We start from the raw sequence: 17,056 nt of genomic DNA on the forward strand, positions 1-17,056 counted from the left end.
TCTACCTACTCGCTGTAGCCTTCGGGCAGGTCGTCTTCCTTCATCAGCTCGTCCTTGCTGACCGGCTTGTCCTCGACCGTGGCCTTGGAGACGATCAGGTCGACGACCTTGTCCTCGAAGATTGGGGCGCGCAGCTGGGCCTGGGCGTTCTGGTTCTCGCGCAGCAGGTTGAACACCTCCTGGGCCTGGGCGCCGTACTTCATGGCCTCGCGGCGGATCGCCTCGTTCAGCTCGGCTTCCGTCACCTGGACGTTGTTGGCGCGGCCGATCTCGGCCAGCACCAGGCCCAGGCGCACCCGACGCTCGGCGATCTTGCGGTATTCCTTGGTCAGCTGCTCTTCGGACTTCTCGGCGTCCTCGGGCGGCAGCTGGCCGCCCTCCTTGTCCTGCTGCACCTGTTGCCAGATGGAGGCGAACTCGGCCTCGACCATCTTCGGCGGCAGCTGGAAGTCGTGCTTGGCGTCCAGCTGGTCCAGCAGGGCGCGCTTCAGCTTGAAGCGCGAGGCGCCGGCGTACTGCTCCTCCAGGTTGCCCTTCACCAGCTCCTTGAGCTTCTCCAGGTTCTCGATGCCCAGGCGTTCGGCGAAGGCGTCGTCGGCAGGCGAGTCCACGGGCGCGCGGACTTCCTTCACCTTGGTCTCGAACTCGGCGTCCTTGCCGGCCAGATCGGCCGACTGGTAGTCGGCCGGGAAGGTCACCTTCACCACCACATCGCTGTCCGGCTTGGCGCCGACCAGCTGGGCCTCGAAGCCTGGGATGAACTGGCCCGCGCCCAGCACCAGCTCCACGTCCTGCGCCGTGCCGCCGTTGAACGCCACGCCGTCCACGCGGCCCAGGAAGTCGATGACGACCTGGTCGCCGTCCTTGGCCTTCACGGTCTTGCCGGTGCGCGGCGCATAGGTGCGGTTCTGCTTGGCCAGCTCGGCCACCGCGTCGTCGACTTCCTCGACGGTCGGCGCATAGACCGGCTTGGACAGCGACAGGGTGGACGCATCCACCGGCTCGAACTCGGGCATCAGGTCGATGGAGAGCTCGTAGGCCAGGTCCGCCTTGCCATCCATGACGGCCTCGATGTCGCCCTCCGGCTTCAGCTCGGGCTCGCCGGCGGGGCGCAGGTTGTTGTCGGTCAGCACCTTCTGGGTGCTTTCGGTCAGGCTCGCCTGCACCACTTCGCTCATCAGCGCCTTGCCATAGAGGCGGCGCACATGGCCCGGCGGCACCTTGCCCGGCCGGAAGCCCTTGATGTTGAGGGTGGGCGTGATCTCCGCGATCCGGGCTTCCAGCTTCTCGGTCAGGTCCGCCAGCGGCACCGTGACGCCGTAGACACGGCTCAGACCTTCACCAGACTTCTCAACGATCTGCATCGGCATTCTCAAAGATTCCGGGACCGAACGCGCCAGCGCGTCAGGTCCGCCTTTCACGTCAAACGAGGATGGCCGCGCAGGGTGACCCGGCGGCGCGCGGGCGCCCTTATGTCACGCTGGGAAGGCGCGTCCAAGCCCCCTGCCCCCTTGACGCAGCCCGCGCCGCCCGCGATGGCAGGCCTCGCGCGGCTATGGCGGAATTGGTAGACGCAGTAGGTTTAGGTCCTACCGGGCAACCGTGGGGGTTCGAGTCCCTCTAGCCGCACCATCCTGCTTCGCCCAGATGGGCTTCGCAGGACAGCGCCCTCCGCGATCCCGGCGAAGCTGGATGCCCTTCGAAGCCCTTGGCGAATAAGGGCTGGCCGTCGCGCAGGTGACAGCCACGCTTCGGCCGGGCAGAAGGCGGCCATGCTGCGCGGCGTCCTGTTCGTCCACAACAACTTTCCGGCCCAGTTCCGGGACCTGGCCGCGACTCTGGTGGCGCGCGGCGTGCCGACCGTGGCCATCGGCCAGGACCATGCGCCGGGTATGCAGGACGTGCGGCTGGCCCGCTACCGCCTGCCGCGCGGGTCGACGCCGGGGATGTTTCCGTTCGCGGTGCGGGCCGAGGCGGACCTGATCCGGGCGCGCGGAGCCTATGACGCGGCCAAGGCGCTGAAGGCCGAGGGCTGGGACCCGGCGGCGATCGTGCTGCATCCCGGCTGGGGGGAGGCCGCGTTCCTGGGCGAGGTGTTTCCGAACGCCCGACAGGTGGCCTTCGCCGAATTCTACTATCACGGCCGCGGCTTCGACGTGGGCTTCGACCCTGAGTTCCTGGGCTATGACGAGAGCGCGATCCTGCGGGCCGAGGCCAAGAACGCGGTCATGGCCATGACCTATGCGCGGGCCGACGCCATCGTCGCCCCCACCGAATTCCAGGCCAGCGCCCTGCCCCCGGCCTTCCGGGCCCGGACCCGAGTGCTCCACGAGGGCGTGGACACCGACGCCATCCGGCCCGGCGCGGCCGAGCCCTTCCGCCTGGATGACGGCCGGACGATCGCCCTGGGGACGCCAGTGATCACTCACATCAACGCCAGCATGGAGCCGTTGCGGGGCCTGCACATCGTCGCCCGCGCCCTGCCCCGGCTGCTGGCCGAGGTCCCCGACGCGCAGGTGCTGCTGATCGGCAAGCCCAGCGGACACGCCTATGGCGGCCAGGCGCCGGGGGGCGGCACGTGGCAGGATGTCTGTTTCGCGGGTGTCGACTACGATCCGGCGCGGGTTCATTTCCTGGGCCAGGTGGAACACGGGCGGATGCTGGCGGCGCTCCGCCAGGGTAATGCGCACGTCTACTATACCTATCCGTTCGTGCTCTCGTGGTCGCTGGCCGAGGCCATGGCCTGTGGCTGCTACATCATCGGCTCGGACACCGGGCCGCTGCACGACGCCATCGAGGACGGGGTGAGCGGCCGCCTGCTGCCGTTCTTCGACGTCGAGGCCCTGGCCGGGGCGATGATCGCCGACTGCCGCGATCCGGCGGCGTCGACGCCGTTGCGGGCGGCGGCGCGGGCGACGGCGGTGGCGCGGTTCAGCCGGGCCAAGGGGCGCGAGGGATGGCTGGCCCTGCTGCGCGACCTGGGCGTCGAAATCCCCGGCGTTTAGCCGCATCGGATCTCGCGGATCAGGCCCGTCCCGGCGTCGAAGAAGAAGTTCAGCCGCTCCGGATTGAAGTCCATCGTCACCGGGCAGGTGGTGCAGGCCACACGCTGGAGTTCAGGCCGCACGGGCACCGGAATGTCGGTCCGCGGATGGCCGATCAGGCTCTGCAGGGGCCGCGCGCCGCAGGTGTCGGCGACCGTTACAGACGGCGGCGCAGGCGCGATCGGAGGCGCAGGTGCGGGCGCCGGCGGCGGCGCCTGGGGCTCGGGTGTCGTCGAACAGCCCCCCAGCGCCAGCAGCGCGGCGGCGACCAGCACCCGCCTCACGCCTGCTTCTCCCAGCCGCGCGCCTGCTGCTTCCAGTAGGAGACGGCGAGCCCCTTGGCCTTGGCCTCGCGGAACTGGTTGCGGGCGGCCTGCAGCTGACCGTCGTCGGCCCCGTCGAAGATCACGATGCAGCGCTGGTAGCCGGTGAGGTCGGCGGGTTCGGCGCCGTCCACCAGGAACAGCGCGTCGGCGCCATTGGGATTGTCGTTGGCGGTGGTCAGCAGGATCGGCTGGCGCTCGGGCCCCGGCTCTCCCGCCACCGCGTGCGGCAGGAAGCTCTCGTCGCGATAGGTCCAGAGCCAGCTGTCCAGGCGGTCGATCCGGTCCGCGGTCGGCGACCGAACGATGGCCTTCCAGCCTTTCTGCAGCGTCTTCTCCAGCAGCTCCGGCAGGGCCTGGTCCAGGCCCGTGCGCTCCAGGTGATAGAACCAGACCTCGCAGGCGGCGTCAGCCATGGGCCGTCTCCAGGCGACGGGCCAGACCGTCAAGGGCGCCGCCAATGGCCTGGGCGTGGGTCAGCATGGCCAGGTGATGCAGCGGCAGGCGCACGACCGGCCAGCCCTGGCGCCCCGCATACTGGCCCTCGTCGTCATAGGCTCCGCTGAGCTGCAGATAGGCGGCACGCGCGCCCAGCGTCATGGCCGGCGCCGCCTCCTCGAGGAAGTCCAGCGGCAGGCCTTCGAGTTCGGAGATCAGCGCCGTGCGCGCCGCGTCGTCCGGCACCAGGCGCTCAAGCGCGCCGGGCGGCCACCACCGGTCCCATGACGGCAGCAGGCCCACATCGACGCCGTTGCGCAGTTGCAGCGCCAGTTGCGGCGGGGCCATCTCCAGCCAGCTTCGGCCCGGATGGGGCAGGATCGCATCGACGAAGATCACACCCGCTGGCGGTGTCGGGAGCGCCGCCTCCAGGGCCGGCAACAGCGCCCCGCCGCCGCTGTGGGCGATGAGGATCGGTGCGTCCTCCCTGGCGTCGATCCGCGCAGCCATGTCCTGCGCCAGCGTCCGGTAGAACGCCGACGCTATGGGCTCCAGCTTCGGCCAGGCAGGCGATGACACGGTATGGCCCCGCCCCGCCAGGTCGGCGGCGACGCTACCCCAGCTCGCCGGCCCGATGAACGGGCTGTGCAGCAGGACCAGGCGCGCCATGGGCGGCCTCAGCCCTCGTACTTGTCCTGCAGCATGCGGCTCAGCAGCCGCACGCCGAAGCCGACGGCGCCGTCCGGAATGGTGGCCACCGACGACGGCTTCTTCCAGGCGGTCCCGGCGATGTCCAGGTGCGCCCAGGGCACGCCGTTGACGTACTTCTGCAGGAACAGCGCCGCGGTGATCGAGCCGCCAGCCCGGGTGCCGGTGTTCTTCATGTCGGCGATCATCGACTCGATCTGCTTGTTGTAGGCGTCGGGCAGCGGCATCCGCCACAGGCCCTCGTCCTCCGCCTTGGCCGCGGCCAGCAGGTTGGCGGCCAGGTCCTCGTCGTTGGCGTAGCAGCCGGCGTAGTCGTTCCCCAGCGCCACGATGATCGCGCCGGTTAGCGTCGCCAGGTCGACCATGAACTTCGGCTTGAAGCGGTCCTGGCAGTACCAGAGCGCGTCGGCCAGCACGAGCCGGCCCTCAGCGTCGGTGTTGATCACCTCGATGGTCTGGCCGGACATCGAGGTCAGCACGTCACCGGGGCGATAGGCGTTGCCGTCGGGCATATTCTCGACCAGGCCGAGGATGCCGATGACGTTGACCTTGGCCTTGCGGCCGGCCAGCGCGTGCATGAGTCCGGCCACGGTGCCCGCGCCGCCCATGTCCCACTTCATGTCCTCCATGCTATCGGCTGGCTTGATCGAGATGCCGCCGGTGTCGAAGCAGACACCCTTGCCGACGAAGGCGATCGGCTGGGCGGACTTGTCGGCCGCGCCGTACCACTTGATCACCGCCAGCTGGCTCTCGCGGATGCTGCCCTGGCCCACGGCCAGCAGCGAGCCCATGCCCAGCTGCATCATCTCGGGCTCGCCGAGGATCTCGACCTCGAGGCCCAGGCTCTCCAGCGCCTTGACCCGCCTGGCGAACTCGGCGGGATAGAGGACGTTCGGCGGCTCGGACACCAGGTCGCGGGTGAAGCTGATGCCGTCGGCGATCGCCGACAGCGGCGCGAAGGCGGCCAGGGCGGCGTCCGGGTCGGCGGCGACGATCTGCGCCTTGCCGATGGAGGGCTTCTTGTCGGTCTTTTCCGTCGTCCGGTACTTGTCGAAGCGATAGCTGGCCAGGCGCAGGCCCAGCGCCGCGTGGGCGGCCATGTCGGCATCGCCGGAGAGTTCGATCCGCAAGGTTTCCAGGCCCGAGGCCTTCACCGCGTTATAGGCCGTGGCGGCGGCCTGTTCGGCGGCGATGACGTCGAATGCGGCCGTCTTGCCCGCGCCCACCAGCACCAGCCGCGCGGCGGTCTCGCCCTGTGGCGCCAGCACGTCAAGGGTCTGGCCCTTGGCGCCGGTGAAGCGGCTGGCGGCCACCGCCTGGGCCAGCGCGCCCTGCTGCGTGTCGCCGTCGAACGCGATGCGGGCGAGCGCGGTCTTGGGGGGAATCGCGGTTGTGGCCGCGACGAACTCGATATCCATCTGGTCTCTCTCTTGAGGCTCTCTCGCGGGCGCCGACGGTCAGGTTGTACGGCGCGGCGACGCATGGTTTAGAACAGCTCCGCGGCCGGGGCGCGTCTATTTCTCGGAGTGAGCTCTTTTTCCAAGATGCGCCTGATCGACCGATATCTGCTGCGCCAGCTCCTGGCGCCGGTGGCCCTGGCCACCTTGGCGCTCACGGCGGTCGCCCTGCTGAGCCAGAGTCTGAGCGGCCTCGACCTGATCGTGAACCAGCGGCAAAGCGCGCTGGTGTTCCTGAAGGTCACGGTGCTGGCCATGCCGCAGCTGATCAACCTGGTGCTCCCGATCGCGGTGTTCGTGGCCGCCCTGGTGGCGCTGAACCGGCTGCACACCGAGCAGGAGATCGTGGTCTGTTTCGCCGGCGGTATGAGCCGCTGGCGGGTGATCTCGCCGGCCATGCGGCTGGCCGGCGCGGTGGCCTTCCTGGCCCTGCTGCTGAACCTGTTCGTCCAGCCGGCCGCCTATCGCGCCATGCGCCAGGAACTGTTCGAGGTGCGGACCGACCTGGCCTCGACGCTGGTGCGGGAGGGCGAGTTCACCGAGCCCACGCCGGGGCTGACCGTCTATGCCCAGAGCGTCGACAACGCCGGCAACCTGATCAACCTGTTCCTGCACGAGGTGAAGGCGGACGGATCGGACACCACCTATTCCGCCGAGACCGGCCGCATCGCCCACAGCCAGGGCCGGCCGGTGCTGATCCTGCAGAACGGGTCGAACCAGGAGATCTCCAGCCGCGGCGTGCTCAACTACCTGACCTTCCGCAGCTACACCTTCGACCTGGCGTCGCTCTCCGATTCGGACGAGCTGGTGCACTACAAGCCCTCCGACCGCTACCTCCACGAACTGTTCTTCCCGGACCTGCAGCAGGACTGGGAGCGGCGTAACCGGCTCGACCTGCTGGCCGAGGGCAACGCGCGGATCGCCTCGCCGCTCTACAACATCGCGTTCATGGCGCTGGCGCTGTCGGCGATCATCGGCGGCGGCTTCTCGCGGCTGGGCTATGGCCGGCGGATCGCGGTGATGGGGGCCGTCGCGGCGGTGGTGCGGCTGGTGGGCTTCCAGGTGCAGGCGGCGTGCGAGGACAGCGCCTGGCTCAATCTGCTGCAGTATGCGGTGCCGATCGGGGCCACATGGGCGGCGCTGGCCGGGATCTTCCGCCAGAAGGTCAGCCGCTACATCGACATCACCCGCCCCCGCGCCGCGCCGCCGGCGGCGCAGGTCCGGGCCTGATGGGCATAGGGCGGCTCGAGCGCTACGTGATCGGCTACATGCTGATGGGTGTGATCGCCGCCCTGGCGGTGATCTCGGCGGTGGTGGTGCTGATCCAGTTCGTGGAGCTCAGCAGCCAGGTGGGCACCCGCGCCGACGTGGGCGCGAACAGCATCTTCGAGCTGACCCTCTACCGGGTGCCGGCGCTGATCCAGATCCTGCTGCCGTTCTGTTTCCTGTTCGGCGGCATCGGGGCTTTCGTCGGCCTGAACCGGCGCAGCGAACTGGTCGCCATGCGCGCGGCCGGCATTTCGGCGTGGCGCTTCATCCTGCCGTCGGCGGCGGTCGCCTTCATCCTGGGCCTGGTCGCGGTGGGCGGCCTGAACCCGCTGGCGGCGAGCCTCAACGCCAAGTTCGAGTTCGAGCGCGCGCGGATCATGGAAAACTACCTGGGCGACCAGCCCAAGGACATCTGGCTGCGCCAGGGCGACGACACCAGCCAGATCGTCATCCATGCCAAGGCCCGCGACACCCACCAGGGGATCGTGACCCTGCACGGCGTATCCCTGTTCATCTACGAGAAGAACGCCCGCGGGACCCCGGAATTCCGCCGCCGGCTGGAGGCGGGCGAGGCCACCCTGCTGCCGGGGTTCTGGCGGCTGAAGGACGTGCGCGAGGCGACGGCGGGCGATTCGTCGATCCGCTCCGACAGCCTCACGATCCGCTCCACCCTGGACGCCGAGGCGGCCATGGAGCGGCTGGCCTCTCCGGAGGCGATCGCCTTCTGGCGGCTGCCCCGCGCCATCCAGCTGACCGAGCAGGCCGGCTTCTCGGCCTCGGGCTACCGCCTGCGCTTCCAGCAACTGCTGGCGACGCCGCTGCTGTTCGCGGCCATGTCGATCCTGGCGGCGGCCTTCTCCCTGCGCCTGACCCGGCTGGGCGGGCTGGCGGGACTGGCCGGGGCCGGCGTGGCGCTGGGGTTCGTGATGTTCTTCTTCAATCAGTTCTCGGGCGCGCTGGCGAAGGCCGACATCATCCCGCTGTTCGCGGCGGCCTGGGCGCCGGCGCTGGTCGCCCTGCTCGCGGGCGTCACCCTGCTTTGCTACACGGAAGACGGTTGAATCCTCGGCCTGCGGGGCTATGCATCGCAGGCCGGACACGGTTAGACGTGCGCCTTCGTACTCAGGCCCAGCGCTCAGGGGATCGAGAAGTTTGATGAGTTCGCCCAGGCGTTGGCCGCGATCTTCTGGCAAGCGCGCCCTTCTGGCCGGGGCGGCGATCGCGCTCTTCTGCACCGCTCACGGCCACGCCCAGACCAAGACGATCCCCGACGGCCCCAAGGAGGTCCTGCGCGCCCGGCCGCCCGCAGCCGCCAAGCCGGCCGCCCCCAAGCCGGTCGCCGACGGCCTGCAGCCGGACGAGATGTACATGGAGGCCGATGAGGTCATCCGTGAGGACAAGTCCGGCGTCACGACGGCCAACGGCAATGTCGAGGTCCGCTACAACGGACGCACGCTGCGGGCCGACAAGCTGGTCTACGACGACGCCAGCGGCGTGGTCCGCGGCTATGGCCATATCGTCATCGTCAATGCCGATGGCACGACGGAATACGCCACCGAGATCGTGCTGGACGACCAGCTGAAGGCCGGCGTGGCGCTTGGCTTCTCGGCGCGGCTGCAACAGAACGTCAAGATCGCCGCCGCCAACGCCTCCAAGCGCAACGAGAACATCCAGGAACTCAATCACGCGATCTACACGCCCTGCGAGATCTGCGCCAAGGACGGCAGCGCCAAGACCCCCACCTGGTCGATCGCCGCCGATCGGGTGATCCGCGACCAGAAGAAGCGCATCGTCTACTATCGCAACGCCCGCTTCCGGCTGTTCGGCGTGCCCATCGCCTACCTGCCGATCTTCTGGAACGCCGACCCGAAGTCGCCGCGCAACTCCGGCTTCCTGGTGCCCAAGGGCTCGGTGTCCGATCGGCGCGGCCTGTCCTACGAGCAGCCCTACTACTGGGTCATCTCGCCCTCCATGGACGCGATCATCAGTCCGCAGTTCAACACCAAGATCGCCCCGTTCCTTAATGCCGAGGTGCGCAAGCGGTTCTATTCCGGCGAGGTGGACGTCCGCTTCGGCTTCACCCATGCCCCGGATTTCGACGGCAAGGGCCGCGAGGTGCACGGCACCAGCACGGATCGGAGCTATATCCTGGGCCGCGGCGCGTTCCAGATCGACGACAAGTGGCGCTGGGGCTTCACCGCCGAGCGGGCGTCCGACGACCTGATCTTCGACAAGTACGAGGTCAGCAAGGTCTATGAGAGCCGCGGGCCCTATGTGGCCGACGACCGCCGGCTGATCTCGCAGCTCTACGCGATCCGCCAGGACCAGCGCTCCTATCTGTCGGTCGCGGCGATGACCATCCAGGGGCTGCGGCCGGGCGCGGTCGACCCGGTCACCGGCTTCAGCTCGGGTGAGAACGACCGGGTGTTCCCGGTGATCGGCCCCCTGATCGAGGGCCACTATGAGCCGGCCGGCACGGTTCTGGGCGGCCGGCTGCGGGTGAACACCAGCGGCGTCGTGCTGGCCCGCGAGCAGTCGCCGACCAATCTCGCCGCCCGCCTGCCGGGCCTCGACAGCGCCCGCGTCACCGGCGAACTGGACTGGCGGCGGGCGTTCATCTCGGAGTCGGGGCTGCGGTTCGAACCGTTCGTGAACCTGCGCGCCGACGCCTATCAGCTTCACGACATCCTCACCGGCGTGGGGTCGGCCACCCGCAGCCAGAACACCGAGCGCGGCCTGGCCACCGCCGGCGTCGATGTGTCCTACCCGTTCTTCAAGCGGACCTCGGACGCGACCATCGTGCTGGAGCCGCTGGCCCAGGTGGTCGCCTCGCCCAACGCCAAGCAGATCGTGATCGGCCGCGACGCCACCGGCGCGCCGGTCTATCTGAATGAGGACAGCGTCGCCTTCGAGTTCGACGAGACCACCCTGTTCCGGCCGAACAAGTTCCCCGGCTACGACCTCTACGAGGACGGCGCGCGGCTGAACGTGGCCGGGCGCGCCTCGGTGCTGTGGGACGACGGCCGGCGGGCCAACATCCTGCTCGGCCGCAGTTTCCGCACCCAGCAGAACCTGGTGTTCAGCGACCGCACAGGGCTGCGGACCAAGGCCTCGGACTGGATCGTCGCCGCCGACGCCCAGCCCATGAAGGGCCTGACGATGTTCGCGCGCGCCCGGCTGGATTCGGACACCTTCCAGGTCGAGCGGCTGGAAGCCGGCCTGAACACCTACAACAAGTACGGCAACGGCTTCGTCCGCTACCTGAAGGACAACGTCGACATCAACGGCGTGAGGCAGGAGAACCTGGACGTCGGTGGCGAGGTCTATGTGACCAAGAACTACGGCGTCAGCCTGTATGGCAACCGCGACCTCAATCGCGACGCCTGGGTCATCCGCGACGTCGGCGTATTCTATCGCGACGACTGCATCCGGCTGGATGTGATCTATCGCCGCGAAGACACGATCCTGGGTCGTCTGGTACCTAGCGAGTCGGTTTCGGTGCGCCTAACGCTCGCCACATTGGGCGGCGCATTGAATGGCAGGTAATATGGCGGCCGAAGTGCGCCTCCACGAAGGAAGACTCTCGTCCATGAAGCGTTATCTGTCGGGCCCTGCGGCGCGGAGCGCAGCGTTCGCCTGCGTCATGATCGCCATCGGCGCAGCGCCCCAGGCCATGGCCCAGTCCTCGGACGCGCCGGTCGGGACCGCGCCCGCCGACGCGGCGCGGCCGGCCGCGCCGCCTCCCCCGACCGGAATGTCGGAATCGGTGGCCGCGGTGGTCAACGACGACATCGTCTCGACCTATGACCTCGCCCAGCGCATGCGGCTGCTGATCGCCACCTCCGGCGTGCAGCCGACCGAGGAGAACCTGTCGCAGTTCCAGCGCGAGGCCCTGGTCTCGCTGGTCGACGAACGCCTGCAGTTCCAGGAACTGCACCGCGTCGAGAAGGAACAGAAGATCGACATCCTGGCCGACGATGCCGAGGTCGCCGACGAGATCTCCGGCATGGCCCAGCAGAACAACATGACCGCCGATCAGTTCCTGACCTTCCTGACGCAACGCGGCATCGGCGCTGACACCCTGAAGCAGCAGCTGCGCGCCCAGATCAGCTGGGCCCGCTGGATCCGCGGCCGCTATGGCTCGCGCCTGCGGATCGGCGAGGACCAGATCGCCGCCACCCAGGCCCGGATGACCGCCCAGGCTGCCCGGCCGCAGTACAACATCGGCGAAGTGCTGGTCGACGCCACCCGGGTCGGCGGCATGCCGCAGGCCATGGCCGGCGCCCAGCAACTGGTGGTGCAGCTGCAGCAGGGCGCGCCCTTCCCCTCCGTGGCGCGCCAGTTCTCGGCCCTGCCCACCGCGGCCAACGGCGGCGACGCCGGTTGGGTCAGCGCCGGCGAGGTGCCGCCCGAGGTCGAGACCGTGCTTGAGCAGATGCGCCCCGGCCAGCTGTCACAGCCGATCCAGGTCAAGGACGGCGTCTACATCCTCTATCTGAAGGACAAGCGCGCCGGTGGCAGCGCCACCCTGGTCAGCCTTAAGCAGGCGGCCGTGGCCCTGGCGCAGACCGCCACCGCCGACGACGAGGCCGCGGCGCGCGCAAAGCTGACGGCGCTCAAGCCGCAGATCAAGGATTGCGCCTCGCTCGAGGCGACGGCCGGCAAGGTCCAGGGCGTCGTCGCCGGCGACCTGGGTGAGGCCGAGGTCGCCGACCTCGCGCCGCAGTTCCAGGAGGCGGCCAACAAGCTGAAGGTGGGCGAGATCTCCGATCCCATCCGCACCGGCGCGGGCCTGCATCTGGTCGCCGTCTGCGCCCGCCGCACGGCCTCGGCGGCCCAGGCCGACAAGCAACAGATCGAACAGCGGCTGATGGGCCAGCAGCTCAGCATGATCGCCCGCCGCTACATGCGCGACCTGCGCAACTCGGCGACCATAGAGACGAAGTGACGATCGGCCCGCTCGCCCTCACGCTCGGCGATCCGGCGGGCATCGGCCCCGAGATCGTCGTCAAGGCGTGGCGCGCGCTGCGGGACACCGGCCCGGCCTTCTTCGTGATCGGCGACGCGCGGGCGGTGAGTTCGGCGCCGGCCGCCGGCGGTGCGCCGATCCGGGCGATCTCCGCGCCGCACCAGGTGCGCCCCGCGTTCGCCGACGCCATCCCCATCCTGGACCTGCCGCTGCGCGCCTCGGTGGTCGCCGGCCAGCCGACGCCGGCGGCCGCGCCCTCCATTATCCAGTGGATCGAGACGGCCGTCGGCCTGGCGCTGTCGCGGACCGTGTCCGGCGTCGTCACCGCACCGATCGCCAAGGCCCCGCTGTACGAGGCCGGGTTCAAGTTCCCCGGCCATACCGAATTCCTGGGCGAGCTCACCGCGGCCGCCAGCTACGACGGCGCGCGCGGGCCGATCATGATGCTGGTCGCCGCCGACCTGAAGGTGACCCTGGTCACCATCCACGACCCGCTGGCCAAGGTGCCCGGCAAGCTCAGCATCGAGGGCATCGTCAACGCCGGCTTGGTCACCGCCCAGGCGCTGCGCCGCGACTTCGGGATCGCCAGCCCGCGGGTGGCCGTCTCCGGCCTGAACCCCCACGCCGGCGAGAGCGGCGGCATCGGGCGCGAGGAGATCGACATCGTCGAGCCGGCGGTGCGCGCGCTCGTAGCGCTGGGCGTCGACGCCCGCGGCCCCTACCCGGCCGACACCCTGTTTCCCGCCGAACGGCGCTCGACCTATGACGCGGCGGTCTGCCTCTATCACGATCAGGCGCTGATCCCGGTGAAGATGCTCGACTTCTGGGGCGGGGTGAACGTCACCCTGGGCCTGCCGATCGTGCGCACCTCGCCCGACCATGGCACCGCCTTCGACATCGCCGGCCGCGGCCTGGCCCGCGCCGACAGCCTGATCGCCGCCCTCCGCCTGGCCGACAAGATCGCCCAGCGCCGCGGCGCATGACCCTCGAGGGGCTGCCGACCCTGCGCGAGGCGCTGGAGGCGCACGGCCTCTGGGCCAACAAGGCGTTCGGCCAGCACTTCCTGCTGGACCTCAACATCACCCGCAAGATCGCCCGCCTGGCGCAGGTGAGCGCCGGCGCCCACGTCATCGAGGTTGGGCCGGGCCCGGGCGGCCTGACCCGCGCGCTGCTGGAGACCGGGGCCCGGGTGACGGCGGTAGAGAGGGACGAGCGGTTCCGGCCGTTACTGGACGAGATATCGGCCGCAAGCTCTTCTCTCAACGTGATTTTTGCCGACGCGTTGAAGATCGACGAGGCCCAGCTTGCCAGCGGCGCGCCCGCGCACGTCGTCTCCAACCTGCCCTACAACGTCGGCACGCCGCTGCTGATCAAGTGGCTGACCGGCCCGTGGACCCCCGCCTCGCTGACCTTGATGTTCCAGCGCGAGGTAGCCGACCGGATCACCGAGGGGCCAGGCGAGGACGCCTATGGCCGGCTGGCGGTGATCGTGCAGGCGACCTGCGCCGCCCACCGGGTGATGGACGCTCCGGCGCGAGCCTTCACCCCGCCGCCGAAGGTGGACTCCGCCGTCGTGCGCCTGGAGCCCCGCGCCGACCGGCCCTCGCCCGAACGCCTGACCGCCCTGCAGACCGTCACCGCCGCGGCGTTCGGCCAGCGGCGCAAGATGCTGCGCTCCAGCCTGAAGGTGCTGGGCGGCGACGACCTGATCGCCGCCGCCGGCCTCGACCCGCAGGCCCGCGCCGAGGTGGTGCCGGTCGACGGCTTCCTGGCCCTCGCCGACGCGTGGCTCGCCCGACGCTAGAGCGGTTGCCGAAGGCGATGGCAACGGCTCCTATGCCGGGGAATCGAAAGGGAGCCGGCATGTTGACGCTGCTGGGCGTGGCCGTGGTGGTGGTCGGCTTCGCCGTGCGGCTGAACCCGCTGCTGGTGGTGGTGCTGGCCGCCTTCGTGACCGGGTGGGCCGCGGGACTGTCACCCGTCGAGGTGCTGGCGGCGTTCGGCAAGGCGTTCAACACCAACCGCTACGTCAGCGCCACCTACCTGATCCTGCCGGTGATCGGCCTGGCCGAGCGCGCGGGCCTGCAGGAGCGGGCCCGCACCCTGATCGGCCGTTTGAAGGGCGTGTCGGTCGGGCCGCTGCTGATCGTCTACCTGCTGTTTCGCCAGCTCACCGCGGCGCTGGGCCTGACCCCGATCGCCGGCCAGGCCCAGACCATCCGCCCCATGGTCGCGCCCATGGCCGAGGCCGCGGCGGAGGCGCACGCCGGCGCGCTGGATGCCGCCACCCGCCAGGACGTCCGCGCCATGGCCGCCGCCACCGACAACATCGGCCTGTTCTTCGGCGAGGACATCTTCATCGCCATCGGCTCGGTCCTGCTGATGGTCGGCTTCCTGGCGACCAGCGGGATCGTCATCGACCCGATCCACCTGTCGCTGTGGGCCATCCCCACCGCCGTCGTGGCCTTCGCGATCCACGCCGGGCGGCTGATCCTGTTCGACCGGCGGCTGCGCAAAAGGGCGGCGGCGTGATCGGGCTCTCGGTCGTCTATGGGCTGGCCGGGCTGGTGTTCGCCGCCTTCGCCCTGCTGAGCGCCCCCGACCGGACCAACCGCAAGCGGTTCGGCAATGTCCTGTTCTGGGGCCTGGTGGCGACGAGCTTCCTGGCCGGCGACTGCCTGGGCGACCTCGGCAACGGGGTGCTGGTGCTGGGCCTGGTGCTGATCGCCGGGACCGGGCAGCTGGGCCGTGGCCAGCCGGCCACGACCTCGCCCGACGAGCGCAAGGCCCTGGCGGCGCGGTTCGGCGAGCGGCTGTTCATCCCCGCCCTGATCCTGCCGGTCGTGGTGGCCTTCGGCGTCCTGGTGCTGACGCCGATGCGGCTCGCCGAGGGGCCACTGCTCGACCCGAAGCAGGCAACGCTGATCTCCCTCGCCCTGGCCGCGGTCATCGCCACTGGCGTCGGCCTGATCTCCCTGCGCCAGCCGCTGCTCAGCCCGCTGCAGGAGGGGCGCCGCCTCGTCGACACCGTCGGCTGGGCCGCCCTGCTGCCGCAGATGCTGGCGGCGCTGGGGGCCATCTTCGCCCTGGCCGGGGTGGGCCAGGCGATCGGGGCCCTGGTCACCGCCTGGATCCCGATGGACGCGCGGCTGACGGCGGTGGCGGTCTATTGCCTGGGCATGGCCGGGTTCACCCTGGTTATGGGCAACGCGTTTGCCGCCTTCCCGGTGCTGATGGCCGGCGTCGGCCTGCCGATCCTGATCGGCAAGTTCCACGGCGATCCGGCCGTCGTCGCCTCGATCGGCATGCTGTCGGGGTTCTGCGGCACCCTGATGACCCCGCTGGCGGCCAATTTCAACCTGGTGCCCGCCGCCCTGCTGGAGCTGCCGGACCGCTACGCCGTGATCAAGGCGCAGATCCCGACCGCGCTCCCCCTGCTCATCGCCAACATGGTCCTGATGTATGTCCTCGCCTTCAGATGATCGCCTGACGCCGGAGCTGGCCTCGCAGTTCGCCCGCATCGCGCTCAGCCATGTGGCGCGGGAGTATCCCAACAAGCTGGACCACGTCATTTCTGGCCCCGAGGACGTGCGGGGGCCACGCGACCTCCACCCGATCTTCTTCGGCAGCTTCGACTGGCACTCCTGCGTCCACGGTTACTGGCTGCTGGCCAGCCTGCTGCGCCTGGAGCCGGGCATCCCGGAGGCCGACGCCATCCGCGCCCTGTTCGACGACGCCTTCACCCGCAAGAAGGTGGCCGCCGAGGTCGCCTACCTCGCCCGCCCCTCGGCGCGGGGCTTCGAGCGGCCCTACGGCTGGGGCTGGCTGCTGAAGCTCCAGGCCGAGCTGCTGGCCCACGACGCCCCCTGGGCGGCGACCCATCGGCCCCTGGCCAACGCCTTCGCCCAGCGGTTCCGCGACTTCCTGCCCGTGGCCGCCAACCCGATCCGCACCGGCGTCCATTCCTCGACCGCCTTCGCCCTGGCCCTGGCCAGCGACTATGCCTGCGCGGTCAACGACGGCGACCTGCTGGCGCTGTTCGAGGCCAAGGCCCACGACTGGTACGCCGCCGACCGCCACGCCCAGGCCTGGGAGCCGTCCGGCGATGACTTCCTCTCCGCCACCCTGGTCACGGCGGTGTGCCTGCGCCGCGTGCTGCCGGCCCACAGCTTCCAGGACTGGTTCGCCGACTACCTGCCGCACGCCGCCGAGGCCCGTCCGGCCAGCCTGTTCACCCCGGCCACGGTCACCGACCGCACGGACGGCAAGATCGTCCACCTGGACGGCCTGAACCTGTCACGCGCCTGGTGCTGGCGCGAGATCGCCGCCGCCCTGCCCGCCGACGACCCGGCGCGGCCGGTCATCGAAGAGGCCGCCCGCGATCACCTCGCCGCCAGCCTGCCGCACGTGGCCGGCGACTACATGGGCGAGCACTGGCTCGCCTCGTTCGCCCTGCTGGCCCTGACGGCGGGCTAAGGTCCAGACTGAGATTTCAATAGCATAGACAACGAGACCCGCTCATCCCGGTTAGAGCGTGACCGCTTTAGCATGGAGCGTAGCCGGAGTTGACGAGGGAGTTGGCGCACGCGTCGGCCGAGAAGTGGTCGAGGAGCATGCCGATGCGCCGCCAAGGTGTGCTCGACGGTGCGTTCTGCGGCCTTGCGCAGGAGGGTCTTCAGCTTGGCGAAGACCTGCTCGATGGGGTTGAGGTCGGGGCTGTAGGGCGGGAGGAAGATGAGGTGAGCCCCGGCGTTGCGGAGGGCGGCGCGGACGGCCTTGCCGTTGTGGCTGCCGAGGTTGTCCATGATCACGACGTCGCCCGGCTTGAGGATGGGGACCAGTACCGGC

Annotated in this window: 15 protein-coding genes, 1 tRNA gene and 1 pseudogene; 11 read left to right on the forward strand and 6 right to left on the reverse strand. The window is 69.9% G+C overall.

Translation table 11 applies throughout. From position 1 onward, the window contains the following. Window positions 1-5: 5 nt before the first annotated feature. Window positions 6-1,364 (reverse strand): trigger factor, encoded by a 1,359-nt coding sequence (tig, locus tag Q0R13_RS03780; RefSeq protein ID WP_293899706.1) that lies wholly within the window; start codon window positions 1,362-1,364, stop codon window positions 6-8. Window positions 1,365-1,549: 185 nt separating this feature from the next. Between tig and Q0R13_RS03785 the strand changes: the two genes are divergently transcribed. Both Q0R13_RS03785 and Q0R13_RS03790 read left to right on the forward strand, forming a co-directional pair. Next, window positions 1,550-1,632: transfer RNA gene (locus Q0R13_RS03785), tRNA-Leu, on the forward strand. 140 nt (window positions 1,633-1,772) lie between these two features. Next, the gene (locus Q0R13_RS03790; protein ID WP_293899708.1) at window positions 1,773-3,005 is read left to right on the forward strand and encodes a glycosyltransferase; all 1,233 of its coding nucleotides are present in this window, start codon (window positions 1,773-1,775) and stop codon (window positions 3,003-3,005) included. On the opposite strand, the gene Q0R13_RS03795 is transcribed toward Q0R13_RS03790, so the two are convergent. The 4 genes from Q0R13_RS03795 to Q0R13_RS03810 are packed head-to-tail and all read right to left on the reverse strand — an operon-like array spanning window position 3,002 to window position 5,931. Next, a complete protein-coding gene (locus tag Q0R13_RS03795) occupies window positions 3,002-3,328 on the reverse strand; it encodes an I78 family peptidase inhibitor (RefSeq protein WP_293899710.1) in 327 nt (108 codons plus the stop codon). The two genes, Q0R13_RS03790 and Q0R13_RS03795, sit on opposite strands and share 4 nt — an antisense overlap. Next, window positions 3,325-3,783, reverse strand: a complete 459-nt coding sequence (locus Q0R13_RS03800) for a DNA polymerase III subunit chi (RefSeq protein ID WP_293899713.1) — start codon at window positions 3,781-3,783, stop codon at window positions 3,325-3,327. Before Q0R13_RS03800 ends, Q0R13_RS03795 begins: the two co-directional genes overlap by 4 nt. Further along, on the reverse strand, window positions 3,776-4,474 hold the full coding sequence (locus Q0R13_RS03805) for a hypothetical protein (protein WP_293899716.1): 699 nt from the start codon (window positions 4,472-4,474) through the stop codon (window positions 3,776-3,778). Before Q0R13_RS03805 ends, Q0R13_RS03800 begins: the two co-directional genes overlap by 8 nt. A gap of 8 nt (window positions 4,475-4,482) precedes the next feature. Then, window positions 4,483-5,931: a leucyl aminopeptidase gene (locus Q0R13_RS03810; protein WP_293899719.1), complete on the reverse strand. Its 1,449-nt coding sequence runs from the start codon at window positions 5,929-5,931 to the stop codon at window positions 4,483-4,485. Between the two features lie 126 nt (window positions 5,932-6,057). On the opposite strand from Q0R13_RS03810, the gene lptF reads away from it, so the two are divergent. The 9 genes from lptF to Q0R13_RS03855 all read left to right on the forward strand — a co-directional run bounded on the left by lptF (window position 6,058) and on the right by Q0R13_RS03855 (window position 16,684). After that, window positions 6,058-7,200, forward strand: coding sequence for an LPS export ABC transporter permease LptF (gene lptF / locus Q0R13_RS03815; protein ID WP_293899722.1), 1,143 nt, complete (start codon window positions 6,058-6,060; stop codon window positions 7,198-7,200). Then, a complete protein-coding gene (gene lptG, locus Q0R13_RS03820) occupies window positions 7,197-8,300 on the forward strand; it encodes an LPS export ABC transporter permease LptG (RefSeq protein ID WP_293899748.1) in 1,104 nt (367 codons plus the stop codon). The genes lptF and lptG overlap by 4 nt, the downstream gene beginning before the upstream one ends. Before the next feature lie 94 nt (window positions 8,301-8,394). After that, a complete protein-coding gene (locus Q0R13_RS03825; protein WP_293899725.1) occupies window positions 8,395-10,785 on the forward strand; it encodes an LPS-assembly protein LptD in 2,391 nt (796 codons plus the stop codon). 43 nt (window positions 10,786-10,828) lie between these two features. Next, a complete protein-coding gene (locus Q0R13_RS03830; RefSeq protein ID WP_293899728.1) occupies window positions 10,829-12,187 on the forward strand; it encodes a peptidylprolyl isomerase in 1,359 nt (452 codons plus the stop codon). Continuing rightward, window positions 12,184-13,191: a 4-hydroxythreonine-4-phosphate dehydrogenase PdxA gene (pdxA, locus tag Q0R13_RS03835; RefSeq protein ID WP_293899731.1), complete on the forward strand. Its 1,008-nt coding sequence runs from the start codon at window positions 12,184-12,186 to the stop codon at window positions 13,189-13,191. Before Q0R13_RS03830 ends, pdxA begins: the two co-directional genes overlap by 4 nt. Next, window positions 13,188-14,012 carry a 16S rRNA (adenine(1518)-N(6)/adenine(1519)-N(6))-dimethyltransferase RsmA gene (gene rsmA, locus Q0R13_RS03840; protein WP_293899734.1) on the forward strand — a complete coding sequence of 275 codons (825 nt, stop codon included), beginning with the start codon at window positions 13,188-13,190 and terminating at the stop codon, window positions 14,010-14,012. Before pdxA ends, rsmA begins: the two co-directional genes overlap by 4 nt. A 59-nt stretch (window positions 14,013-14,071) precedes the next feature. Further along, entirely contained in the window at window positions 14,072-14,740 is a 669-nt protein-coding gene (locus Q0R13_RS03845; protein ID WP_293899736.1) for a DUF969 domain-containing protein, read from the forward strand. Next, window positions 14,737-15,690, forward strand: a complete 954-nt coding sequence (locus Q0R13_RS03850) for a DUF979 domain-containing protein (RefSeq protein ID WP_293899739.1) — start codon at window positions 14,737-14,739, stop codon at window positions 15,688-15,690. The genes Q0R13_RS03845 and Q0R13_RS03850 overlap by 4 nt, the downstream gene beginning before the upstream one ends. Beyond that, window positions 15,671-16,684, forward strand: a complete 1,014-nt coding sequence (locus Q0R13_RS03855) for a DUF2891 domain-containing protein (RefSeq protein ID WP_293899742.1) — start codon at window positions 15,671-15,673, stop codon at window positions 16,682-16,684. Before Q0R13_RS03850 ends, Q0R13_RS03855 begins: the two co-directional genes overlap by 20 nt. A 67-nt stretch (window positions 16,685-16,751) precedes the next feature. Here the strand turns inward: Q0R13_RS03855 and Q0R13_RS03860 are convergent. Beyond that, window positions 16,752-17,056: pseudogene (locus tag Q0R13_RS03860) on the reverse strand (transposase); the annotation flags it as partial.

Origin of the sequence: Phenylobacterium sp. (assembly GCF_025351295.1) — a bacterium.
GTDB lineage: Bacteria > Pseudomonadota > Alphaproteobacteria > Caulobacterales > Caulobacteraceae > Phenylobacterium.